General features: G+C 58.7%; 20 protein-coding genes and 2 tRNA genes. 15 read left to right on the top strand and 7 right to left on the bottom strand.

From position 1 onward, the window contains the following. Positions 1-35 precede the first annotated feature (35 nt). Complete coding sequence (locus LOY56_RS05425; protein ID WP_258620384.1) at positions 36-1,043, bottom strand: DUF481 domain-containing protein; 1,008 nt, start codon at positions 1,041-1,043, stop codon at positions 36-38. Positions 1,044-1,211: 168 nt separating this feature from the next. Between LOY56_RS05425 and LOY56_RS05420 the strand changes: the two genes are divergently transcribed. From LOY56_RS05420 to LOY56_RS05405, 4 genes are all read left to right on the top strand, one after another. After that, positions 1,212-1,565 carry an MGMT family protein gene (locus LOY56_RS05420; RefSeq protein ID WP_258620383.1) on the top strand — a complete coding sequence of 118 codons (354 nt, stop codon included), beginning with the start codon at positions 1,212-1,214 and terminating at the stop codon, positions 1,563-1,565. A gap of 44 nt (positions 1,566-1,609) precedes the next feature. Then, positions 1,610-3,169, top strand: a complete 1,560-nt coding sequence (locus tag LOY56_RS05415) for an AmpG family muropeptide MFS transporter (RefSeq protein ID WP_217856699.1) — start codon at positions 1,610-1,612, stop codon at positions 3,167-3,169. Positions 3,170-3,311: 142 nt separating this feature from the next. Beyond that, positions 3,312-5,027 carry a proline--tRNA ligase gene (locus LOY56_RS05410; RefSeq protein WP_258620380.1) on the top strand — a complete coding sequence of 572 codons (1,716 nt, stop codon included), beginning with the start codon at positions 3,312-3,314 and terminating at the stop codon, positions 5,025-5,027. Positions 5,028-5,044: 17 nt separating this feature from the next. Continuing rightward, the gene (locus LOY56_RS05405) at positions 5,045-5,998 is read left to right on the top strand and encodes a hypothetical protein (RefSeq protein WP_258620379.1); all 954 of its coding nucleotides are present in this window, start codon (positions 5,045-5,047) and stop codon (positions 5,996-5,998) included. A gap of 130 nt (positions 5,999-6,128) precedes the next feature. Here LOY56_RS05405 and dinB read toward each other — a convergent pair whose 3' ends face one another. After that, a complete protein-coding gene (gene dinB, locus LOY56_RS05400; protein WP_258620377.1) occupies positions 6,129-7,190 on the bottom strand; it encodes a DNA polymerase IV in 1,062 nt (353 codons plus the stop codon). A gap of 301 nt (positions 7,191-7,491) precedes the next feature. Here dinB and LOY56_RS05395 point away from each other — a divergent pair. The 4 genes from LOY56_RS05395 (at position 7,492) to LOY56_RS05380 (ending at position 12,079) form a co-directional block, all read left to right on the top strand. Beyond that, positions 7,492-7,568: transfer RNA gene (locus LOY56_RS05395), tRNA-Met, on the top strand. Between the two features lie 215 nt (positions 7,569-7,783). Then, positions 7,784-7,860 (top strand) — tRNA-Met (locus tag LOY56_RS05390). A 278-nt stretch (positions 7,861-8,138) separates the two neighbouring features. Further along, complete coding sequence (gene mprF, locus LOY56_RS05385; RefSeq protein ID WP_258620375.1) at positions 8,139-10,781, top strand: bifunctional lysylphosphatidylglycerol flippase/synthetase MprF; 2,643 nt, start codon at positions 8,139-8,141, stop codon at positions 10,779-10,781. Continuing rightward, complete coding sequence (locus tag LOY56_RS05380; protein WP_258620373.1) at positions 10,781-12,079, top strand: virulence factor family protein; 1,299 nt, start codon at positions 10,781-10,783, stop codon at positions 12,077-12,079. Before mprF ends, LOY56_RS05380 begins: the two co-directional genes overlap by 1 nt. A 786-nt stretch (positions 12,080-12,865) precedes the next feature. On the opposite strand, the gene LOY56_RS05375 is transcribed toward LOY56_RS05380, so the two are convergent. Then, complete coding sequence (locus LOY56_RS05375) at positions 12,866-13,564, bottom strand: hypothetical protein (protein ID WP_258620371.1); 699 nt, start codon at positions 13,562-13,564, stop codon at positions 12,866-12,868. 1 nt (position 13,565) lies between these two features. Next, a complete protein-coding gene (locus LOY56_RS05370) occupies positions 13,566-14,333 on the bottom strand; it encodes a MarR family transcriptional regulator (protein ID WP_258620370.1) in 768 nt (255 codons plus the stop codon). A gap of 508 nt (positions 14,334-14,841) precedes the next feature. On the opposite strand from LOY56_RS05370, the gene LOY56_RS05365 reads away from it, so the two are divergent. After that, positions 14,842-15,168, top strand: coding sequence for a DUF3077 domain-containing protein (locus LOY56_RS05365; protein WP_258620368.1), 327 nt, complete (start codon positions 14,842-14,844; stop codon positions 15,166-15,168). Between the two features lie 99 nt (positions 15,169-15,267). On the opposite strand, the gene LOY56_RS05360 is transcribed toward LOY56_RS05365, so the two are convergent. Then, positions 15,268-17,169, bottom strand: coding sequence for a potassium transporter Kup (locus tag LOY56_RS05360; protein WP_258620366.1), 1,902 nt, complete (start codon positions 17,167-17,169; stop codon positions 15,268-15,270). A gap of 290 nt (positions 17,170-17,459) precedes the next feature. Between LOY56_RS05360 and rimO the strand changes: the two genes are divergently transcribed. The 5 genes from rimO to tsaA all read left to right on the top strand — a co-directional run bounded on the left by rimO (position 17,460) and on the right by tsaA (position 21,640). Then, a complete protein-coding gene (rimO, locus tag LOY56_RS05355) occupies positions 17,460-18,797 on the top strand; it encodes a 30S ribosomal protein S12 methylthiotransferase RimO (RefSeq protein ID WP_048393845.1) in 1,338 nt (445 codons plus the stop codon). 126 nt (positions 18,798-18,923) lie between these two features. Next, positions 18,924-19,397 (top strand): GNAT family N-acetyltransferase, encoded by a 474-nt coding sequence (locus tag LOY56_RS05350; protein WP_007907294.1) that lies wholly within the window; start codon positions 18,924-18,926, stop codon positions 19,395-19,397. Between the two features lie 204 nt (positions 19,398-19,601). After that, positions 19,602-20,312, top strand: coding sequence for an rRNA pseudouridine synthase (locus LOY56_RS05345; RefSeq protein ID WP_258620361.1), 711 nt, complete (start codon positions 19,602-19,604; stop codon positions 20,310-20,312). 75 nt (positions 20,313-20,387) lie between these two features. Further along, positions 20,388-20,855 (top strand): DUF1456 family protein, encoded by a 468-nt coding sequence (locus LOY56_RS05340; RefSeq protein WP_258620359.1) that lies wholly within the window; start codon positions 20,388-20,390, stop codon positions 20,853-20,855. Positions 20,856-20,935: 80 nt separating this feature from the next. Then, on the top strand, positions 20,936-21,640 hold the full coding sequence (tsaA, locus tag LOY56_RS05335) for a tRNA (N6-threonylcarbamoyladenosine(37)-N6)-methyltransferase TrmO (protein ID WP_258620357.1): 705 nt from the start codon (positions 20,936-20,938) through the stop codon (positions 21,638-21,640). A gap of 209 nt (positions 21,641-21,849) precedes the next feature. On the opposite strand, the gene fpr is transcribed toward tsaA, so the two are convergent. Then, the gene (gene fpr / locus LOY56_RS05330) at positions 21,850-22,629 is read right to left on the bottom strand and encodes a ferredoxin-NADP reductase (RefSeq protein ID WP_258620355.1); all 780 of its coding nucleotides are present in this window, start codon (positions 22,627-22,629) and stop codon (positions 21,850-21,852) included. A 121-nt stretch (positions 22,630-22,750) separates the two neighbouring features. Between fpr and LOY56_RS05325 the strand changes: the two genes are divergently transcribed. Next, positions 22,751-23,677: a LysR family transcriptional regulator gene (locus LOY56_RS05325; RefSeq protein WP_007907288.1), complete on the top strand. Its 927-nt coding sequence runs from the start codon at positions 22,751-22,753 to the stop codon at positions 23,675-23,677. On the opposite strand, the gene LOY56_RS05320 is transcribed toward LOY56_RS05325, so the two are convergent. After that, positions 23,674-24,036, bottom strand: coding sequence for a diacylglycerol kinase (locus LOY56_RS05320; protein ID WP_008153979.1), 363 nt, complete (start codon positions 24,034-24,036; stop codon positions 23,674-23,676). The two genes, LOY56_RS05325 and LOY56_RS05320, sit on opposite strands and share 4 nt — an antisense overlap. Positions 24,037-24,060 lie beyond the last annotated feature (24 nt).

Raw genomic sequence — 24,060 nt, 5'->3', positions numbered from 1 at the left:
GCCGCGTTCGGACGATCTTTTGATCTTCGCGCGGTTTACCAGGCCACGCCAAACCCTGCGGTGTATCGGGTCTTGCTCAGGTCAGCCTCATCGCTAGCACTGATGATGTCTCTCTCGGCCTTCAGGTTCAGCGACGCCCAATCGGTGACTTTGTAGCGCAGGCCGGCCTCGGCATCGAGGGCGTAATCCGCCACGCCCGACAACGGCTTTCCAACTTCGCCACTGGTGAAGAATTCGACCTTTTTGCCAATCAGGTAACGGCTGTAATCCCACTTCATTGCCACGGAATAGAAGTTTTCCTTTTTGCCGCTGGAGTATTCATAGTCCGTGTTGTTCAGGAGCGAGCCCAGGGAGAAGGCGCCCAGCTCGTTGTCCCAGAATTGATAACCGGGGCCGGTACCGATGGTGCGTTGCCGGGAAAGCTCTTCGACCTTGTCACGCTTGTAATTCAAACGCCCTTGCCAGAACCACTTCTCGGTGAGGAATCGGTCGAGGGCATATTCCGCACGCCAGTTATCCGTGGTGACGACGTCATCCTGGAACTCGCGGTTGTACTCACCTTGCGCCGTATGACGCCATCTCCCATGACGCGCGCTGGTTTTGAAGCCGACATCATAATCATCGGTATCTTTTTCGGCCCGTCGATAATCCAGTGCCATGTCGACATTACCTTTCCACACCAGATCCTCAACCACCGGCTTGGGCTTGAGCATCTGCTGGATACTGGCAAGCTCCACGGTCTTGGGACCGTCGCCGTTGGCCAAGGTGACCTTGCCCTCTTCTGCCGCGTGCAGCGACTTGGCCTTCTCGCCGGTGTAGGCATCCTGCTTGACCAGCAGTTGCTGATCGCTTTCCAGTGTTTTGACCTCTTTCCAGTCAATGGGAACCGCCCCGGCATACGAGGTCTGGATCAACAGTTTGCCACCGTCGAAGAGCGTGATTTTGCCACTCAACTTGTCACCGTTCTTCAACCAGACCGTATCGGCAAACAAGGGAGTGGAAGCACTGATGACAGCGAGGCACAGCAAGGTTCTGGACAACATAAGCGAATCAGAGGCTCAACATTGCGAAAAAAAGTCGGCCTTATTCTGGCGAATAAGGCCCAGACAAGGACTGACCCGACTTTTTCTATTGAGTTCATTTCTCAATAGGCGATCCAGGATTTACTCTACAGACGGTCAATACGCACTTTTTTTCAGGAAGCCGGGAACGTGACCGATTCAACCTCTGAAACCGAAAGCGCGGCGCAAATCCGACGCACGGCACTCTATTTGACCTTGGCGCAAGTACCCGAGGGCAAAGTCGTGAGTTACGGTCAGCTCGCCGATCTGGCCGGACTGGGTCGTGCCGCCCGCTGGGTCGGGCGAACATTGAGCCAACTGCCCGGCGATACCAAATTGCCCTGGCACCGCGTACTGGGTGCCGGTGGTCGGATCAGCCTGCCTGTGGGCAGCCCTTCGGGGGATGAACAACGGGCGCGATTGCGCATGGAAGGCATCAGTGTCCTGAACAATCGTGTTGATATTCAACGCCATGGCTGGCGCCCGGTAGAGCACAGCGGTTAGAGTGCGCGCTTTGTTTCCGTAATTCTTGAGGCAGACTCCAGCCCATGCCCCGTAAAACCTGGCGCGCCGCGCTCGCCGCCTATGCCAGCCCCTCGACGCTCGTGCTGTTGCTGCTTGGTTTCGCCGCCGGCTTGCCCTATATGCTGGTGTTTTCGACGCTTTCAGTCTGGCTGCGCGAGGCCGGTGTCGCCCGCGAAACCATCGGCTATGCAAGCCTGATCGGCCTGGCCTACGCCTTTAAATGGGTTTGGTCCCCGCTGCTCGACCAATGGCGCCTGCCATTGCTCGGCAAGCTCGGTCGACGACGCTCCTGGCTGGTACTGGCCCAAGCACTGGTGATTCTAGGCCTGATCGGTATGGGATTCTGCGACCCGCAAAAGCACCTGTCCTGGCTGATCGCCATCGCCGTGGTCGTCGCCTTCGCCTCGGCGACGCAAGACATCGCCGTCGACGCCTATCGCCTGGAAATCGCCGACGAAAGCCGTCAGGCCGCGTTGGCAGCCAGCTACATGGCCGGTTATCGGGTCGCGGCCCTGCTGGCGACGGCCGGCGCACTGTTCTTCGCCGAAGGCTTCGGCTCCACCGGTTTCAACTATAAGCATGCGGCGTGGACCGGCACCTACGTGCTGTTCGGCGTCTTGATGGTCCCGGCACTACTGACCACCCTGTTCATGCGCGAACCGCCGGTGCCTCTGCGAACTCAATTGCAGGCCGGACGCTATAGCTTTGTGCACCAATTGGCATCGGTGTTCGTGCTGATCGTGCTGCTGGTGTCCGTACCGGCCATGTTCACCCAGCTCTACAACACTGACTTCGCCAGCGTACTGTTCGAAGGCGCCAGCGTGCTCGACCTGCTGCTCGAAGACCGCGCGTTCCTGCGGGCGATCCTCTATATCACGCTGACCGGCCTGTGCTTGTCGGCCATGGGCCGCCGTGGCCTGGCGCCGGTGCTGACGCCGGTCAACGACTTTATCCTGCGTTATCGCTGGCAAGCCCTGCTGCTGCTCGGGCTGATCGCCACCTATCGGATGTCTGACACGGTCATGGGCGTCATGGCTAACGTGTTTTACATCGACCAGGGATTCACCAAGGATCAGATTGCCAGCGTCAGCAAGATTTTCGGCTTGATCATGACGCTGGTCGGCGCCGGCATGGGCGGCCTGCTGATCGTGCGCTTCGGTATTCTGCCGATCCTGTTCATCGGCGGTGTGACATCGGCCGGCACTAACCTGCTGTTCTTGATGCTCACGGATATGGGGGCCAATCTGCAGATGCTGATTGTCACCATTTCACTGGATAACTTCAGTTCGGGCCTGGCGACTTCGGCATTTGTCGCTTACCTGTCGAGCCTGACCAATCTTAAGTTCTCCGCCACCCAGTACGCCCTGCTCAGCTCGATCATGCTCCTGCTGCCTCGTCTGATCGGCGGTTACTCAGGGGTCATGGTGGAGAAATTCGGTTATCACAACTTCTTCCTGATCACCGCCCTGCTGGGCGTTCCGACCTTGCTGTTGATCGCCTTGCACTGGTTCCAGGAGAACCGCCGCGCCGGTCCGACACCGACACCGGAACCGGTTCAGACCCAGGTCGCGGAAGAATCGTAGGCTTTTTAGGCAGGAAGCATCACAGAGGGCGGGCAGAATCTCGCCCTCTGCGACACAGCCGGCCGCACTCCTGTACGCCAGCAGATCTCGCCCGTACAATGTTCCGTCATTTCTCGTCATCAGCAACCGACAACGGCCAACCATGCGCACCAGTCAATTTTTGCTCGCCACACAGAAAGAAACGCCTTCCGATGCGGTCGTCATCAGCCATCAGCTGATGTTGCGCGCCGGCATGATCCGCAAACTCGCCTCGGGCCTGTACACCTGGCTGCCCATGGGCTTGCGAGTGATGCGCAAGGTCGAAGCCATCGTGCGTGAAGAAATGAACGCCGCCGGCTCTCTCGAAGTGTTGATGCCGAGCACCCAACCGGCTGAGCTGTGGCAGGAATCCGGTCGCTGGGAAGAATACGGCCCTGAATTGCTGCGCTTCAAGGATCGCCACGGTCGCGACTTCTGCGCCGGCCCGACCCACGAAGAAGTCATTACCGACCTGATGCGCAATGAGCTGAGCAGCTACAAACAGCTGCCGATCAACCTGTATCAGATCCAGACCAAATTCCGCGACGAAATCCGCCCACGCTTCGGTTTGATGCGCGGCCGTGAGTTCATCATGAAGGATGCCTATTCGTTCCACGCTGACCAGGCATCGCTGCAGATCACCTACGACCGCATGCACCAGGCGTACTGCAACGTGTTCACCCGCCTGGGTCTGAAATTCCGTCCGGTTGAAGCCGACAACGGCTCAATCGGTGGCGCCGGCTCCCACGAATTCCACGTGCTGGCCGAATCCGGCGAAGACGACATCGTCTTCAGCAACGGTTCCGATTACGCCGCGAACATCGAGAAAGCCGAAGCCGTGCCGCGTGAAACCTCCCGCGCCGCGCCAAGCGAAGAGCTGCGCCTGGTCGACACGCCGAACGCCAAAACCATTGCGCAACTGGTCGACGGCTTCAATCTGCCGATCGAAAAGACCATCAAGACGCTGGTGGTGCACGCTGAAGAGCAAGGCAAACTGATTGCCCTGATCATCCGTGGCGACCACGAGCTGAACGAAATCAAGGCCGCCAACCAGCCTGGCGTTGCCAGCCCGCTGGTCATGGCTTCCGAAGCCGAACTGCGCGACGCCATTGGCGCCGGCGCCGGCTCCCTTGGCCCGCTGAACCTGCCACTGCCGATCATCATCGACCGTTCCGTCGAGCTGATGAGCGACTTCGGCATCGGCGCCAACATCGACGATAAGCACTATTTCGGCGTGAACTGGGAGCGTGATCTGCCGGTTCCGACCGTTGCCGACCTGCGCAATGTCGTGGCCGGTGATCCGAGCCCTGACGGCAAAGGCACCCTGGAAATCAAGCGCGGCATCGAAGTCGGGCACATCTTCCAGCTGGGCAACAAATACAGCAAAGCGATGAAGTGCGAAGTGCTGGGCGACAACGGCAAGCCGGTCACCCTCGAAATGGGCTGCTACGGTATTGGCGTGTCTCGCGTGGTGGCTGCCGCCATTGAACAGAACAACGACCAGAACGGGATTATCTGGAGCGACGCTCTGGCTCCGTTCCAGGTTGCCCTGGTTCCGCTGCGCTACGAAACCGAACAGGTTCGCGACGCCACCGACAAGCTCTATGCAGAACTGACTGCCGCGGGCTTCGACGTGCTGCTGGACGACCGCGACAAAAAAACCAGCCCGGGCATCAAGTTCGCGGACATGGAGCTGATCGGCATTCCACACCGGATCGTGGTCAGTGACCGTGGCCTCGCCGACGGCAATCTGGAATACAAGAGCCGCACCGAGGCCGAGGCGCAAGCGCTGCCGGTCGCTGATGTGTTGTCTTTCCTCCAGGCCCGTATCCGCCGCTGACACCAGATAGAGACGTCATGTTCAAGCGAAACACCTTAGGCCTCGGTGGCACCGCCCTGTGCGGCGCCCTGCTGGTCAGCGGCTGTGCCAATCAGATGTCACAACGCAGCGAGCACGAGGAACGGGTCGAGCGCAAATTGCTCGATCACAGCCTGCAGATCGATGTCGGCGAGCCCAAGGTGCTTGAGCTGCCGCAACGTCGGGTGAAAATCCACGAGCAGAAGACCTTCGAAGTCACCGAGTTCGAAGTCACGCGTCACTACGATCGCTACACGCCTTACCAACCCTGGCGGGAGGTCTACGAGATTCCGCTGGGCGCGGTGGCAGTGGTGGCCGGTGTCGGTGCGAACGTGGTCAACGTGTTCGCCCTCGGCAATCTGTCCGACAGCGTGACGAAGGATTGGCTCAGCTATGGTTTCGCCGGGCTCAACCCGTTCATGAACGTGCAGTCCCATGGTCGGGCGCAACAGAACCTGGCGGGCATCGACGAAGTCCAGCGCGACAAGCGCACGGAATACTCGAGCCTGCCGTGGAGCGAGCGTCCGGTGCAAGTCAAGGCCGGCAAGAACACCTTCGAGTTGAGCACCGACCGTAACGGCGTGTTGCGCTTGAACCTGCTGGACAGCCCTTTCGCTGAACATGATCTCAGTCATCTGGGCAAGCTGCAGATCAGTGTCGAGGACAACAAGGACGATGCGCACACCGACTCGTCCCTGGCGATCAGCAGCACGTTGCGTGGCAAACTGCTCGAAGCGCATGGGCTGATTTACGACGACCTCGAAGACGACGAAGTGAGCCAGTGGGTACACCGGGTCAAACGTCTGTCGGAACTGGGTCTGGAAGAAGAAGCCAGTGAGCTGGAACAGAGCCTGATCGAACTGACCCGCAACGATCCCGAGCTGCAGACCGAATTCCTCAAGTCATTGACCAAGGATGCCGGGCGACTGGTGGCGGATCCGGGGCAGAACTAAACGCTTAAAAGCATCGCGGGCAAGTCGGATCGCCGCATCGCCGCTCCCACAAGGACGATGCAGTACCTGTGGGAGCGGCGGTGCGGCGATCCGACTTGCCCGCGATGACGCCATTACATTCACTGCAAAACTACCGCTCAAACAACTCCATCTGCTCAAACCCACCCCGCAAATCCTCCAGCCTCACCCCAATCCCCAACAACCGCACCGGTTTCCCGCCCCGGTTGAAGGCCTGGGTCAGCAGCAACTGATAACTCCCCAGATCCCGCCCCGCCCCGGCCTGCTCCAACGTAGTCTGGGTAAAGTCATGAAATTTCACTTTGACGAACGGCTTGCCCGGGCGATAGCTGCTGTCGATCCGTGCCATGCGGCTATTCAGGGACTCCAGCAACTCGGGCAATTTATCCAGACAGCTCACCAAATCAGGCAAGTCCACGTCGTAGGTATTTTCGACGCTGATCGACTGCCGGCGACTGTCGTTGTGCACCAACCGCTCGTCAATCCCACGCGCCAGGCTCCAGAGTCGCTCGCCGAAGCTGCCGAATTCGCGCACCAGCGCCAACTTGTCCCATTCGCGCAAATGCGAGCAATCGACGATGCCAAGCCTGCCCAGTTTATCGGCGGTCACTTTGCCAACGCCGTGCAGCTTGCTCACTGGCAAACCACTGACAAAGTCTTCCACCTGATCCGGCGTGATCACGAACAAGCCGTTGGGCTTCTTCCAGTCGCTGGCGATTTTGGCGAGAAACTTGTTCGGCGCCACGCCGGCCGACACGGTGATGTGCAACTGATTGGAGACCCGGCGACGAATGTCCTGGGCGATTCGCGTGGCGCTGCCGCCGAAATGCGCGCTCTCCGACACGTCGAGGTAGGCCTCATCCAGGGAAAGCGGCTCGATCAGGTCGGTGTAATCGCGAAAGATCGTATGAATTTCCTTCGATGCTTCGCGATAGGCTTCCATGCGCGGCTTGACGATGGTCAGGTCCGGACACAGTTTCAAGGCATGTCCGGAAGACATGGCCGAACGTACACCATAAGCCCGCGCTTCATAGTTACAGGTGGCAATCACTCCCCGCCGATCCGCCGAGCCGCCCACCGCCAATGGCTTACCGGCCAGGCGCGGGTCGTCACGCATCTCGATGGCGGCGTAAAAACAGTCACAATCGACGTGGATGATTTTTCGCTGCGTCATATAAAAGCAGTGTTCATGGCGAAGAAATGGTGTGTGGGTGAGTCGTACCGGCAGTATCTCACTGACACCTGTATATAGCACCAGTACTCTGAATGTTCTTTTCCCCTTGTAGGAAAAGCACCGCAGGAATTTATTTTCTCAATCGAAAGAGCCCGCCCGATAGAGCCACAGGCCTTGCCCTGCCTGCGTTTCAGACCGGCCAGCCGTGGCTTTTTTCACCTAAGCGCTTGAACAGGAAGAGGTTTTATCGAGATTGAAGGTTGACAGCCCGGCGATCCTCTGTAGAATGCCGACACACAGACGCGGGATGGAGCAGTCTGGTAGCTCGTCGGGCTCATAACCCGAAGGTCGTCGGTTCAAATCCGGCTCCCGCAACCAAACATCAAAAAAGGCTACTCGAAAGAGTGGCCTTTTTTGTGCGCGCCTGTTTTTAATTAGCGCTCTTGCCTTACCGCACAAAAAAAGAAAACCGTTCTGATTCTGAAACTTAGGTTTCCCCTTCAACCGTTCACCGTCGCTTTACACTTATTTGAGCCATACTTGGATTAACGGTTGACACTCCGGCGTTCGCCTGTAGAATGCCGCCACACAGACGCGGGATGGAGCAGTCTGGTAGCTCGTCGGGCTCATAACCCGAAGGTCGTCGGTTCAAATCCGGCTCCCGCAACCAAACATCAAAAAAGGCTGCTCGAAAGAGTGGCCTTTTTTGTACCTGTCGAAAAAGTCCTTTCGCAACAATGATCTGTCACTGTGCAGTGAGCCATTCAGGGGTCACCAGAATGTCACTTCAGATCAGGCTGAACCGCAGACTGAACCCTCTACAATGGGCGATGCGCCATCGCCGCTGCCCGGTGAGACGCGTTAATATTTGTGATTATTTTTTTCTACAGGGATTGGTAACTTGGCTGGATACCTCCATCCTGTCGCGCACAATCCAAGAGGTGATTGATGCGCGCCAACTCGTCTGATTCACAAGACACCGTCACAGCGACACAACCGATCAAAGCCGAGCGTCTGCGCTTGCTGGATCGAATCAGCAAATACCGTCAACCCATCGGTCTGGCGGTTACATTGCTGTTGTTCGCCATTGCGCTGATTGCCTGTCGTCACCTGCTCAGCGAACTCGATCTGTACGCGCTGCACGACTCGATTCTGGAAGTGCCGAAACCGGCCTTGCTGGGTGCGCTCGGTGCGACCGTGATCGGCTTCATCATTCTGCTGGGTTACGAATGGTCGGCCAGCCGTTATGCCGGCGTGACGCTGGCGCCGCGAGTATTGGCATTGGGCGGCTTCACCGCGTTCGCCATTGGCAATGCCATCGGCCTTTCGCTGTTATCGGGCGGCTCGGTTCGCTACCGTTTATATGCACGTCATGGTGTGGGGGCTTCAGAAGTCGCGCACATGACCCTGTTCGCCAGCCTCTCGCTCGGTTGCGCCCTTCCGCCCCTGGCCGCCCTCGCCACCCTCAGCAACCTGCCCGCCGCCTCCGTGGCCCTGGGTTTCTCCGAGACGTTGCTGGGTGCGATTGCAGTGGCTGTGCTGCTGCTCGCCACGGTACTGGCCATCGGCATCTATCGCCGTCGCGTGCCGGAACAGCCTTACCCGGATAACCTGCTGGTCAAGGTCGGCCGCCGCACCTTGCGCCTGCCGGGTCGCCGCCTGACGTTCCTGCAACTGGTCATCACTGCCCTGGACGTGGCCGCCGCCGCGACCGTGCTCTATCTGTTGCTGCCGGAAGCGCCGCCTTTCGGCGCGTTCCTGCTGGTCTATCTATTGGCCTTGGCCGCTGGCGTGCTCAGCCATGTACCGGGCGGTGTCGGGGTGTTCGAAGCGATTTTGCTCGCTGCCTTCGCCGACAAAATCGGTGCCGCGCCACTGGCCGCCGCGCTGCTGCTCTACCGCCTGATCTACGTGGTGTTGCCGCTGCTGGTGGCTTGCGTACTGCTGCTGATCAACGAAGGCCAGCGCCTGTTTCAGACACGCCAGTCGCTACGTGCCACCTCTGGCATGGCCGCGCCGATTCTGGCGGTGCTGGTGTTTCTTTCTGGCGTGGTGCTACTGTTTTCCGGCGTGACGCCAGAAATCGATACCCGCCTTGAACACATCGGTTTTCTGATTCCGCATCGATTGGTCGACGCCTCGCACTTCGGCGCCAGCCTGGTGGGCGTGCTCTGCCTGCTGCTGGCTCAGGGGCTGCGTCGCCGCCTGTCGGCCGCGTGGATGCTGACCACCATTTTGCTGTTGGTCGGCGCCCTGCTCTCTCTGCTTAAAGGGTTCGACTGGGAAGAGGCATGCCTGATGACCCTGACGGCGAGTTTGCTGGGGGTTTTCCGACGTTCGTTCTATCGCCCCAGTCGCCTGACCGAAGTGCCGTTTTCGCCGCTGTACCTGGTGGCCAGTCTCTGCGTACTCGGCGCGTCGATCTGGCTGCTGCTGTTCGCCTATCAGGACGTTCCCTACAGCCATCAACTCTGGTGGCAGTTCACCCTCGACGCCGATGCCCCGCGAGGCCTGCGCTCGTTGCTCGGCGCCGCGGTCCTGCTGGTGGTAGTGTCCCTGACCTGGCTGCTGCGCACCGCGCGCCCGGTGATCCATCTGCCAACGCCCGATGAGCTGGACCGCGCGGTAAAGATTCTCATGGCCTCGTCCCAGCCAGATGGCGGCCTGGCCCTGACCGGTGACAAGGCGCTGCTGTTTCACCCCAACGACGAGGCGTTTCTGATGTATGCCCGCCGTGGCCGCAGCCTGGTGGCGTTGTATGACCCGATCGGCCCGACCCAGCAACGGGCGGAAATGATCTGGCAGTTCCGCGACCTCTGCGATATCCATCACGCCCGCCCTGTGTTTTATCAAGTACGTGCCGAGAACCTGCCGTACTACATGGACATCGGCCTGACCGCGATCAAGCTCGGCGAAGAAGCCCGGGTCGATTTGCACCGCTTTGATCTCGAAGCCAAAGGCAAAGAGATGAAGGACCTGCGCTACACCTGGAATCGTGGCACCCGTGATGGTCTGTCGCTGGAAATCCATGAGCCGGGGCAAGCGCCGATGGATGAGCTCAAGGTGATTTCCGATGCCTGGCTGACTGGTAAAAACGTGCGCGAGAAAGGCTTCTCGCTCGGGCGTTTCAGTGATGATTACCTCAAGCACTTCCGAGTTGCGGTGATTCGTTTCGAAGGACGCCCGGTGGCGTTCGCCAACCTGCTCGAGACCTACGGCCATGACCTGGCCAGCCTCGACCTGATGCGCGCGCACCCCGACGCCCCGAAGCTGACCATGGAGTACATGATGGTCGGCCTGATTCAACATTATAAAAATCATGGATACGCGCGCTTCAGCCTGGGCATGGTGCCGTTGTCGGGGTTGCAACCCCGGCGCGGCGCACCACTGACCCAGCGCTTGGGCTCGATGGTATTCCGCCGTGGTGAGCAGCTGTACAACTTCCAAGGTTTGCGCCGCTTCAAAGACAAGTTCCAGCCCGACTGGGAACCCCGTTATATGGCCGTGCCCGCCGGACTCGATCCGCTGGTGGCGCTGGCCGACACTGCCGCCCTGATTGCGGGTGGCTTGACTGGATTGGTGAAACGCTGATGATTCAACGCTCCCTGCGGTACGTACTGGCCACACTGGTAGTGCTGGCCCTGATGGTCGGTGGCGGTTACTGGTACCTGAAACGCCCGGCTCCGGAACCGACCCTCGAACGGCTGACGCCGGCCGATGGCGCCGCGATGACCCGCGTCATCCCCGGCAACGCGCCGAAGGCTCAGGTACTGGTGGCGGTCAATGAAGAGCAGAAGCTCAATGACAAGCAATTGACCACCCTGAGCCGCAGCGCCTCGGCGCAGATCGTCCAGGTGATTCTGCCCAAAGACTGCCTGCTGCAAAGCCGCGCCCTGCAAGCGGGCCTGCGCGAACTGAAAGGCCCGGCTACCCTGGTCAGCGGCATTGGCCCTGGCGCCGTGCTGGCATGGCGCTGGCTGGCCGAGCAGAAGGACGACAAGGCCCAGGCCATTTCGGTTGACCTGGCCCTGGAAAAACCCGAGGGCTGCACTCACCTGCTGCCAAAAAGCGCCGCCCACGGCCACTGGCTGGTGGCCTGGAACGACAACCCGGACGACACCAGCGCCGGCTTCGTGCGTGACCAGCCCAATGCCGAAACCAGCATCAGCGACTACGACATCAATCTGCCGCAAGTGCTGAACAACGAACTGCGCAAGATCCTCGTCGGTGGCGATAAAGCCGCCGGTGGCTTGCAGATTCCGGTGGTCGAAGTACCGGCCGGTCAGGCCAAGGATACCGTCACCCTGTTCCTCTCCGGCGACGGCGGCTGGCGCGACCTGGACCGCGACGTGGCCGGTGAAATGGCGAAGATCGGCTACCCGGTGGTCGGCATCGACACCCTGCGCTACTACTGGCAACACAAGAGCCCGGAACAAAGCGCGCTGGACCTGACCGAACTGATGCAGCACTACCGGCAGAAATGGGGCACCAAGCGCTTCATCCTGACCGGTTACTCGTTCGGCGCGGACGTACTGCCCGCCATCTACAACCGCCTGCCGGAAGCCGAACAGCAGCGCGTCGACGCAATCATCCTGCTGGCCTTCGCCCGCACCGGCAGCTTCGAAATCGAAGTCGAAGGCTGGCTCGGCAACGCCGGCAAAGAAGCCGCCACCGGCCCGGAAATGGCCAAGCTGCCGCCGGCAAAAGTGGTGTGCATCTACGGTGAAGAAGAAGTCGACGAAAGTGGCTGCACCGACAAGACCGCCGTGGGCGAAGCGATGAAACTGCCTGGCGGCCATCACTTCGACGAGAACTACCCGGCTTTGGCCCAGCGGTTGGTGGACGCCATCGAGAAGCGTCAAACGAAGGAGACGGCTGCTCAGGAGTGATCTGAACCGTCTACAGAAAGCCCCCGCTGCCGTAAGGCAGCGAGGGCTTTTTTACATGTACAAACATGAAGTGCTACCAGCTAGCCGGACTTCATGTGGATATTCTGTGCTTCCAAGGCTAAAGCTGAACATCTATCCACGTTACATCATCTTCAACAGCGATAAAGTCGCTATCCGGTGCTGCCAGCAAGCTGCTTTGCTGCGACTCCGTTAACTCCGCCCAGAAGCCATCGGTTACGAACACCAGTCGCTCACCGACGGCCAATTGGTGAAAAACAAAGTCAGGGTCTGGGGCACGATTAACCTTCAGGCATCGGGTTACCCAGTTTCGAGCCGGATCTTGCGCCAGCTCACGGTGCGAACGGTCGCGCCTCCAATTGGCCTTGCAGTGGGGCGGCGTAATCCACTCGATCGTGCCTGCCGGTGTTACTACACCGCACGAACAGTCACCCTCATACGCAAGCGTGAGCTTCCCATGAGCAGCGAAACCGATCAGGTAACACGTGGCCCCAGTCTGGTCCGCAAACAAAGCGGGGTGAAGCTCGGCCAGCACTGAACCAAGTACTTGCTCAACTGCTCCATGCTCAGTGATATCGCCCCCCTGATCTATGTGCTTCGGGTAGGCCGCTAAAACACCTTTTACGAAGCATTCAGCCAGCTGACCACTGCCGGGCCTCGACGTACCGTCCGTGATAACGAATAGCCCTCTGTCCCCATCGCAGAGAGCTCCAGCACAGTCATGATTGGCTTTCCTGGTCCGCCCTATTACTGATCTGGTGCCGTATCTCATGCGTTGCCCAGGTCCTTCATGCGCTTGTGAATGATTCGCCCTCTACCCGGATTAGCCTGCACCGAGCCCGAGCTTTCAATCACGTAGTCGATACCACTGAGCACCGTGAGTTCTCGAATTCCAGTCGTGATGAATTCTTTGAGCTCAGACTCAGCTTGGCGAACTTCCTCCAAAAGCTCTGGACGACCATCAATCAAGATGATGATGTCTTCGACGTCTTTGTGGTAGGGGTCACCCTCACCGCGACCGCTAAAGGCCTCTAGTTTCGTCGCAAGAAAGTAGGTCGGTTTAAATATCTGGATTACGGTACCGCTGGGCAACGTAAATTTATCAGCCCTCGCCAGCCCCTCCACGAACCAACGGTTGGCATATCCGAGAACTTCGGGGTCAGAAGGCATCACGTCAACGACGACGTCGTTGAAGCGGAAACGACAGTTGACTTCATCCTCACCGGTGATCTTGAAGTGCTTGGTCGCCAGCCGTTCTGTGAGGTGCTGCCAGGCGCTAATGCCTGCCAGCTCGATCACCAAGTCAACATCATCGGTGAAACGAATGTCGTCCAGCACCGCAGTGTCAGTGACCAGCATGGCCGTGGTGCAACCGCCGACAAAGGCAACCTCAGCGAGAAACGCCTCTCCCAAGCCGTCTGCAACAAATTCTATGAGCTCATAATTGTGATCAGCGTTTGATGACATGTTATTTCAGCCCCATCCCTGCTTTTAGAATGTTAACCGCCACACCACACTCTCGCGGGCCACCAAGACGGATCGCATCAACAAGCGCAAGATAGTGATAAAGGGTTCTATCCCTCTTCACCGCTTCCGGCACTGTCTTGTAGAGCGGCTCTATCGCCTGACCACGCTCAGTTCCGAGTGCATCAGGCCAAACCGGAATCAACCCGCCAGCGCTCTTGATGCTTTTGGACAGGGCTGGCGCTGCGAAGCCTGTTGGAATACCGCGAACCATCGCGCCCGGCTTCACGGGAAAAAAGTATTTCAGAGCGTGCTCGGTGATTTTCAGCAGCTCTCGCCGATTAACTTTCGGAAGCCCGGTGTCGTAGTCATTGGTGAGAATTCCGGACTCACGACACCTGGCGATAGAGTTTGAAACCTCGCTTTTGCTTAGCCCAAGAGACGCAGACAACGCACGCAACGAGTAACCCTCACTCCAGCTCGCCAGCGGCGGAGAAGGTACAGGCTCCGACCACCCTTCCCACCCATCCTCATCGCCCAAGGGTGAGTCGAACTCTTGGCGGTGGAATACAGTTTCTTCACCATCAGCGGGGTAGGTGACTAGCGGCTGCCCCACTCGCCCCGCTGCCGTCATTCGATTTATCTGCTGGGGCCTCAACAATTCCTCAACCCTGTTCGAATTCGACTCAGATTCCATCTTCCCAAAGAGATTTTCTTCCTGGGCGTGCAGGCTGGCCATCTTGAACAAAAGCAAAATGTCTTGACTCTTCATGAAGCTAAAAACTCCAAGTGTCCACATTCCATAAAACGTGGACACTTGTCTCATTGGAAATATCGAGCCGTCAAGTCCTTTCGATGTCTATCAGTTTTCACTGGGAAACCCTGCAAAAAATCTAGCGACTTGTATAATCGCCGCCGCGTTTAGTTTCGTTTACTACAAGGTGTCGCAATATCGGATGACGTCCGCAGACCTTGTAGGCAAACTCCGAATCTCGCGTTTGGGCACTTTGCCGCCTTGTTGCGCTTTTCTTCGACGGGATACTCTCCGGACGTCGCTGACCATTCAGCGATCGGGCTTGGAAACCCGTCGAGCGAATAGCAACAACGTGCCCAACATGACCGCAGACCTTTACGGCTGCAATCTTGTGTCATGGCGGTTGTGCGTGGAACGTCTTCGGACGTGCCGGTTTCCTAGGCTCCCGGTTTTCCAACCTGCGCACAGCTGCCACCCATTCGCTTGGAAACGAACATGGCAGCTCCTCAAGCCTAGGGAATACACCATGACTAAAACAGATTCATCCGCGATTTCAGAACTAAAAACCATCGGCTTCACCCCGCTCATCTACTGCTCGGATCAGGCGTTATTCAACGTCCGCGCCGGCGTCCCCATCGTCGAAGCATTGTCCCAAGCCTCCGACCTACTGTTCCTCGCCAAATCATTTACCGAGGATGCAGCCTACATAAAAGACACCGACCGCCACGCCTGGGCCGCGCATTATCTGACGGCTATGTCCAAGGCAGTGATTGATGATGTGGTGAAGGTGCTGACACCGCGACCTGCCCGGACAAAGACCGAATCTGAAGAAGAGCTGCCTGAAAGCCAGTAAAGGTGCCAACACCGCAGATCCCTTGTCAGTGGATTCAAGTCACCGGACACAAAAAAGCCCCCGCTACCTTCATGGCAACGGGGGCTTTTTTCATGTGGCTTACATCTCGACTTGCGTACCCAACTCAATCACCCGATTCAACGGCAGATTGAAGAACCGCAGATTGCCGTTGGCATTCTTCAACATGAAGGCAAACAACGCCTCGCGCCAACGGGCCATGCCTTCGAGTTTGGAGGCTATGACTGTCTCGCGACTGAGGAAGTACGTGGTGCGCATCGGACTGAAACTCAGGTCATCCAGATGGCACAGCTTCAAGGCCTCAGGCACGTCCGGCTCGTCGGTGAAGCCGAAGTGCAGGATCACCCGAAAGAACCCTTCGCCGTAGGAATCGACATCGAAACGCCGTTGTGGCGGGACGCGCGGGATGTCTTCGTACACCACCGTCAGCAACACCACTTGCTCGTGCAGCACCTGGTTGTGCAGCAGGTTGTGCAACAGCGCGTGAGGCACGGCATCCGGGCGGGCGGTGAGGAACACGGCGGTACCCTGGACTCGATGCGGCGGTTGCACGCGGATACTGCTGATGAAGATCGGCAACGGCAGTCCGCCTTCGTCCAGGCGATCCACCAGCAATTGCTTGCCGCGTTTCCAGGTGGTCATCAACACGAACAGCGCGATACCGGCGATTACCGGGAACGCACCGCCCTGAATGATTTTTGGCACGTTGGCGGCGAAGTAAAGACCATCCACCAACAGGAAACCCAGCAACACCGGAACCGCGAGGATCGGTGGCCACTTCCACAACAGCAACATCACCGCCGACACCAAAATCGTGGTCATCAGCATGGTCCCGGTCACTGCCACGCCGTAGGCCGAAGCCAGCGCGCCGGAGGACTCAAAGCCTATTACCAGCAGGATCACGCCAACCATCAGCGCCCAGTTCACAGCACCGATATAGATCTGGCCCTGCTCGGCACTGGATGTGTGCTGAATGTGCATGCGCGGAATGTAGCCGAGCTGGATCGCCTGACGGGTCAGGGAGAACGCACCGGAAATGACCGCTTGCGAGGCAATCACCGTGGCCATGGTCGACAATCCCACCAACGGGATCAACGCCCAGCTTGGCGCCAGCAGATAGAACGGGTTACGGGCGGCTTCCGGATCACCGAGCAGCAATGCGCCCTGGCCGAAGTAGTTCAGCACCAGGGCCGGCAGAACCAGAATGAACCAGGCCCGGGCGATCGGCTTGCGACCGAAGTGGCCCATGTCGGCGTACAACGCCTCGGCACCGGTCAATGCCAGCACCACAGCGCCAAGAATTGCGATCCCCATGCCCGGATGGACCATGAAGAAACGTACGCCCCACACCGGATTCATCGCCTGCAACACTTCCGGATGCTGACTGATGCCATACACGCCCAGCGCGCCGAGCACCAGAAACCAGGTGACCATGATCGGCCCGAACAGAATGCCGATCCGCGCCGTACCGTGGCGCTGAATCAGGAACAACGCCACCAGCACGATCAACGACAGCGGCACCACCCAATGGTCGATGCCCTCGAATGCCAGCCCCAGGCCTTCAATCGCCGAGAGAACGGAAATTGCCGGGGTGATCATGCTGTCGCCATAGAACAGCGCCGCACCGATCAGCCCGCAGACCACGAGCAACGTGCGCAACTTTGCATGCCCCGCCGCAGCTCGTCGGGCCAGCGCGGTCAAGGCCATGATCCCGCCTTCGCCCTGGTTGTCGGCACGTAGCACGAACATCATGTATTTGATTGAGACGACCCAGATCAGCGACCAGAAAATCAGCGCCAGAATGCCCAGCACGCCGTCATGGTTGACGGGCACGCCATAGCCACCGGAAAACACTTCTTTGAGGGTGTACAGCGGGCTCGTACCGATATCGCCATACACCACCCCGACCGCCGCAACCAGCATGCCGATCGGTTTTGCTGCCGAATGCTCGGCGCCCGCCGCTTGACTACTTGCCTGCCCCATCCAAAACTCCTACTACTCAAACCCGGACTTCTTATGAGAAGCACTATGCTTTGCCGTGCAGCATGCGCTGTTTTACATCACGTTACAGACGTTTTGTTGACTGTAAAAATTCGGTAAAGCGTAACGGCGCGAAGCATAGCGCAGCACTCGTCGTATTTCCCTGCATAAAGCTGGTCAAGTGCGCCTCTCACCGCTAGAATTGCGCACTTTTTGACCAGAGGCGCAACATAGCGCCCGTCTGTCGCCTTGCCGTTCTCGGCTGGAGGCGTCCCAAAACACCGAGGTTAGACATGTCCACCACTCCTGCGCCGGCCAATCCAAAGGTTGGCTTCGTTTCCCTGGGTTGCCCCAAAGCACTGGTCGACTCCGAGCGCATCCTTACCCAGCTGCGCATGGAAGGCTATGACGTTGTGTCCACTTATCAGGACGCCGACGTCGTGGTGGTCAACACCTGCGGCTTTATCGACTCGGCCAAGGCTGAGTCCCTGGAAGTGATCGGCGAAGCCATCAAGGAAAACGGCAAGGTCATCGTGACCGGCTGCATGGGCGTCGAAGAAGGCAACATCCGCAACGTGCACCCAAGCGTATTGGCCGTGACCGGTCCGCAGCAATACGAGCAAGTGGTCAACGCCGTGCACGACGCCGTGCCGCCGCGTCAGGATCACAACCCGCTGATCGACCTGGTGCCGCCACAAGGGATCAAACTGACCCCGCGCCACTACGCCTACCTGAAGATTTCCGAAGGCTGCAACCACAGCTGCAGCTTCTGCATCATCCCGTCGATGCGCGGCAAACTGGTCAGCCGCCCGGTCGGTGACGTGCTCGACGAGGCCCAGCGCTTGGTCAAGGCCGGCGTCAAAGAGCTGTTGGTGATTTCCCAGGACACCAGCGCCTACGGCGTCGACGTGAAATACCGCACCGGCTTCTGGAACGGCGCGCCGGTGAAAACCCGCATGACCGAACTCTGCGAAGCACTGAGCACCCTCGGTGTCTGGGTGCGTCTGCACTACGTTTACCCGTACCCGCACGTTGACGAGTTGATCCCGCTGATGGCCGCCGGGAAAATCCTGCCGTACCTGGACATCCCGTTCCAGCACGCCAGCCCGAAAGTCCTGAAAGCGATGAAACGCCCGGCCTTCGAAGACAAGACCCTGGCGCGGATCAAGAACTGGCGCGAGATCTGCCCGGACCTGATCATCCGCTCGACCTTCATCGTCGGCTTCCCAGGCGAAACCGAAGAAGACTTCCAGTACCTGCTGAACTGGCTGACCGAAGCGCAGCTGGACCGCGTTGGCTGCTTCCAGTACTCGCCGGTCGAAGGCGCACCGGCCAACCTGCTGGACGCGGCCATCGTGCCGGACGACGTCAAGCAAGACCGTTGGGACCGCTTCATGGCTCACCAACAAGCCATCAGCTCGGCGCGCCTGCAAATGCGCGTTGGCCGTGAAATCGAAGTGCTGGTCGATGAAGTCGACGAGCAAGGCGCGGTTGGCCGTTGCTTCTTCGATGCCCCGGAAATCGACGGCAATGTGTTCATCGACAACGGCAGCAACTTGAAGCCAGGCGACAAGGTCTGGTGCAAAGTGACCGACGCCGACGAATACGATCTGTGGGCTGAACAGATCTAAGCGCAAAAAATACAAAAAGCCCCGCTCTCTTGACGAGATGCGGGGCTTTTTTACGTCTATCGTTTTGTGGGAGAAAGGATTCGCAACATTACGGGAACGGCTCTAAAAAAGAAGGAGCAAGCAGGCATGCGCCAACACTCGGTTATTCACACACCGAAACAGAGCGACTACGAAGAACTCACCCAAGTGTGGGAAGCCTCGGTGCGCGCCACCCATGACTTTCTGCCCGACAGCTACATCGACCTGCTGAAGAATCTGGTGCTGACCCGCTACCTCGACGCGGTGATGCTGATCTGCACCAAAGACTCACGCCAGCGCATCACCGGGTTCGCCGGCGTCGCGGCGGGCAAGATCGAAATGCTCTTCATCGACCCGGCGCATCGCGGCAAAGGCCTGGGCAAGCAATTGCTGCGCTATGCCCTGGAACACCTGAACGCCGATGAACTGGACGTCAACGAGCAAAACCCGCAGGCCTTGGGCTTTTACTTCAAACAGGGCTTTGAGGTGATCGGCCGCTCCGAGCATGACGGCATGGGCCAGCCCTATCCGTTGCTGCACATGCGTTTACGCCAGTCTCAACAACTGACGCGTAATGGTTAATGGCTGACCCGACATAGAACAATGTGGGAGCTGGCTTGCCTGCGACGCGGTCTGCCTGTCTGTCAGGTCGCAGCGATGCTATCGCAGCGGTGCGGCGATCCGACAAGCCCGCCCCCACAAAAAAGCCACACGGCGCAAATGGATTCGCGATTAACCGGCGCCAGGCAGGTACAATGCTCACCCCTTTTTTGTTACGGCCCTGTCATGACTGACCCGATTCGTCTCTCCAAACGCCTCATCGAACTCGTCGGCTGTTCCCGTCGGGAGGCTGAGCTGTTCATCGAGGGCGGCTGGGTCACCGTGGACGGTGAAGTCATCGACGAGCCGCAGTTCAAGGTCGAGAACCAGAAAGTCGAGCTTGATCCTGAAGCCAAGGCCACTGCGCCGGAACCGGTGACTATCCTGCTGAACGTGCCCGTGGGCATGGATGCGGAAACGGCCATGGCAACCATCAGCGCCGAGACCCTGAGCGAAGAACACCGCTACGGCAAACGCCCGCTCAAGGGCCACTTCCTGCGCCTGACCGCCAGCACCGATCTGCAGGCCAATGCCAGCGGTCTGCTGGTGTTCACCCAGGACTGGAAAATCCTGCGCAAACTCACTGCGGACTCCGCCAAGATCGAGCAAGAGTATGTGGTCGAAGTTGAAGGCGACATGGTGGCTCACGGCCTCAACCGCCTGAATCACGGCCTGACCTACAAGGGCAAGGAACTGCCGCCAGTCAAAGCCAGCTGGCAGAACGAAAACCGCCTGCGTTTTGCGATGAAGAACCCACAACCAGGCGTGATCGCCCTGTTTTGCCAGGCTGTAGGCCTGAAGGTCATCGCCATCCGCCGCATCCGCATCGGCGGCGTGTCCATCGGCAAAGTGCCGTTGGGGCAATGGCGCTACCTGTCCGGCAAAGAGAAGTTCTAAGACTTTTCACGCCGCCATACATTTCGGCGCCGCTGTTTATGCGGCGCCCACTGCTGAATATCAGGACTGCACACCATGATTCATAACGACGTACTGCGCAGCGTGCGCTACATGCTCGACATCAGCGACAAGAAAGTCATCGAGATCATCAAGCTCGGCGGCATGGACGTGTCCATGGAAGACCTGCTGACGTACCTCGACAAGAAAGAGGAAGACGAGGAAGGCTTCGTACGCTGCCCGGACGAGGTCATGGCGCATTTCCTCGATGGCCTGGTGATCTTCAAGCGCGGCAAGGACGAAAGCCGTCCACCGCAGCCGATCGAAGTGCCGGTGACCAACAACATCATCCTGAAGAAACTGCGTGTGGCCTTCGAACTGAAAGAAGACGACATGCACGCGATCCTCAAGGCCGCCGAGTTCCCGGTGTCCAAGCCAGAGCTGAGCGCGCTGTTCCGCAAGTTCGGCCACACCAACTACCGTCCGTGCGGCGACCAGTTGCTGCGCAACTTCCTCAAGGGGCTCACTCTTCGAGTGAGAGTGTAAAGCAGCGGCAAACTACAAGCTGCAAGCCGATTTTGTTCAGCTTGCAGCTTGAGACTTGAGACTTGTAGCTGGGCCCCACAATGACCTACAGCGTTTCCCCCATCGGCTTCGTACGCTCCTGTTTCAAGGAGAAGTTCGCCATTCCGCGCCAGCCGCAACTGGCCCCGGCCGCTCGAGGCGTGCTGGAGTTGGTGGCGCCGTTCGATCAGGGTGATGCGGTGCAGGGATTGGAACAGGTCAGCCATGTCTGGCTGTTGTTCCTGTTCCATCAGGCTCTGGAAGAAAAGCCACGCCTGAAAGTCCGCCCTCCGCGCCTGGGCGGCAACAAATCCATGGGCGTGTTTGCCACTCGCGCGACGCATCGACCCAATGGCATCGGTCAATCAGTGGTCAAGCTGGACAAGGTCGAAGCCAATCGGCTGTGGATCTCCGGCATCGACCTACTCGACGGGACGCCGATTCTCGACATCAAACCTTACGTGCCCTACGCCGACATTATCGACACGGCGTCCAACAGCATCGCCAGCGCCCCGCCACAGTTGATTTCTGTGCAATGGACAGACTCAGCGCTGCAACAGGCTCATGACCATGCTCAGCGCCTTGATGAGCCCTTGGTCGAACTGATCGAGCAATGCCTGGCGCAAGACCCACGCCCGGCGTATCAGATTCCTGCACCAGAAAGGGAATACGGTGCGCAGTTCTGGGATGTGGACGTGCGCTGGCATTACCCCACGCCGGACCTGATCCGTGTCCTCGAAGTCATTCCCGTCTCCAACGTGTATTAGCTGCCGAGTGAAACGAGGCTGCGATCTTTTGATGTTGCTTTAAAAAACAGGATCAAAAGATCGCAGCCTCGTTTCACTCGACAGCGCCTACAAGGTTTGCGTCGGGCATAAAAAAGCCCCCATTGCCTGCACAGGCAATGGGGGCTGATCGTTCCCACGCTCCGCGTGGGAATGCATCCAGTGACGCTCTGCGTCACCCAAACAACGTCTTACTTCTCGACGAACGCACGCTCGATCAGGTAATCACCCGGCTCGCGCATCCGCGGCGAAACTTTCAGGCCGAAGCTGTTCAACACTTCGCTGGTCTCGTCGAGCATGCTCGGGCTGCCGCACAGCATGGCACGGTCGTCCTGCGAGTTGATCGGTGGCAGACCGATGTCGCTGAACAGCTTGCCGCTGCGCATCAGGTCGGTCAGGCGACCTTCGTTCTCGAACGGCTCGCGGGTCACGGTCGGGTAATAGATCAACTTGTCACGCAGCGCCTCGCCGAAGAATTCGTTCTGCGGCAGGTGCTCGGTGATGAACTCGCGGTAAGCGACTTCATTGACGTAACGCACGCCGTGGCACAGGATCACTTTTTCGAAACGCTCGTAGGTTTCCGGGTCCTGGATGACGCTCATGAACGGCGCCAGACCGGTACCGGTACTGAGCAGGTACAAATGTTTGCCAGGCTTCAAGTCATCCAGCACCAGCGTGCCGGTAGGCTTTTTGCTGATGATGATCTCGTCGCCTTCCTTCAGATGCTGCAACTGGGAAGTCAGCGGGCCATCAGGCACCTTGATGCTGAAGAACTCGAGATGCTCTTCCCAGTTCGGGCTGGCTATCGAGTAAGCACGCATAAGCGGGCGGCCGTTGGGCTGTTGCAGGCCGATCATCACGAACTGACCGTTCTCGAAGCGCAGGCCCGGATCGCGGGTGCACTTGAAGCTGAACAGAGTGTCGTTCCAGTGGTGAACACTGAGGACACGCTCGTGGTTCATGTTGCTCATGTACGTGGGACTCCTGGAGATTTGCCTGCGCCGATGATGTGCGCAATTGCAGCGCATTCTAATGGCAGCGACAATATCTGTTAACTGGATTATTAAGATAAGGGTTATCGGTTATATCGATATGCGATTTACTCTCCGTCAACTTCAAGTATTCGTCGCCGTCGCCCAGCAGGAAAGCGTATCCCGTGCTGCATTGACGCTCAACCTCTCACAATCGGCGGCGAGCACCTCAATCACCGAGCTAGAGCGCCAGTGCAGCTGTCAGCTGTTCGATCGCGCCGGCAAACGGCTGAGCCTCAATGCCCTCGGCAAACAGCTGTTGCCGCAGGCGGTGGCCCTGCTCGACCAAGCCAAGGAGATCGAAGACCTGCTTAACGGCAAGTCCGGTTTCGGCTCGCTGGCGGTCGGCGCGACGCTGACCATCGGCAATTATCTGGCCACCCTGCTGATCGGCAGCTTCATGCAGCGCCATCCGGAAAGCCAGGTGAAGCTGCATGTGCAGAACACCGCCAACATCGTGCAACAGGTCGCGCACTATGAAATTGATCTGGGTCTAATCGAAGGCGACTGCAGCCATCCGGACATCGAAGTGCAGAGTTGGGTCGAGGATGAGCTGGTGGTGTTCTGTGCACCTCAGCATCCGCTGGCCAAACGCGGCATCGCGACCATGGAGGAGTTGAGTCATGAGGCGTGGATTCTTCGCGAGCAAGGTTCGGGCACACGGCTGACGTTCGACCAGGCCATGCGACACCATCGCAGCGCACTGAACATTCGCCTGGAACTGGAACACACCGAAGCGATCAAGCGCGCGGTGGAATCAGGCTTGGGGATTGGCTGCATTTCGCGCCTGGCGCTGCGCGATGCGTTCCGCCGCGGCAGCCTGGTGCCGGTGGAAACACCGGATCTGGACCTGGCGCGGCAGTTCTATTTCATTTGGCACAAACAGAAATATCAGACATCGGCAATGCGTGAGTTCCTCGAACTCTGCCGCGCGTTCACCGCCGGGGTTCAGCGCAGCGACGAGATCGTCCTGCCTACCATCGCTTAAAGCAGAATGACCGCCCACACCAGCGCGATCATACTCAATGCCACCAATTGAGCGGCGCTGCCCATGTCCTTGGCGTTCTTGGACAGTGGATGCAACTCAAGGGAAATGCGGTCAATGGCCGCTTCCACCGCCGAATTGAGCAACTCGACGATCAACGCCAACAGGCAGACCGCAATCAGCAGCGCCTGCTCGACGCGACTGACGTTCAGGAAGAACGACAGCGGTATCAGGATGACGTTAAGCAGCACCAGTTGCCGGAAAGCCGCTTCACCGGTGAAAGCCGCGCGCAGGCCGTCCAGTGAGTAGCCGGAGGCGTTGAGGATGCGTTTGAGGCCGGTCTGGCCTTTGAAAGGTGACATAAAGTAGGCAACTGACAAAAAAGG

The organism is Pseudomonas sp. B21-048 (genome assembly GCF_024748615.1).
In the GTDB taxonomy this organism is placed as follows: domain Bacteria; phylum Pseudomonadota; class Gammaproteobacteria; order Pseudomonadales; family Pseudomonadaceae; genus Aquipseudomonas.
The sequence above is the reverse complement of the archived record's forward strand: the minus strand, read 5'-3'. Positions and strand labels throughout refer to the sequence as shown.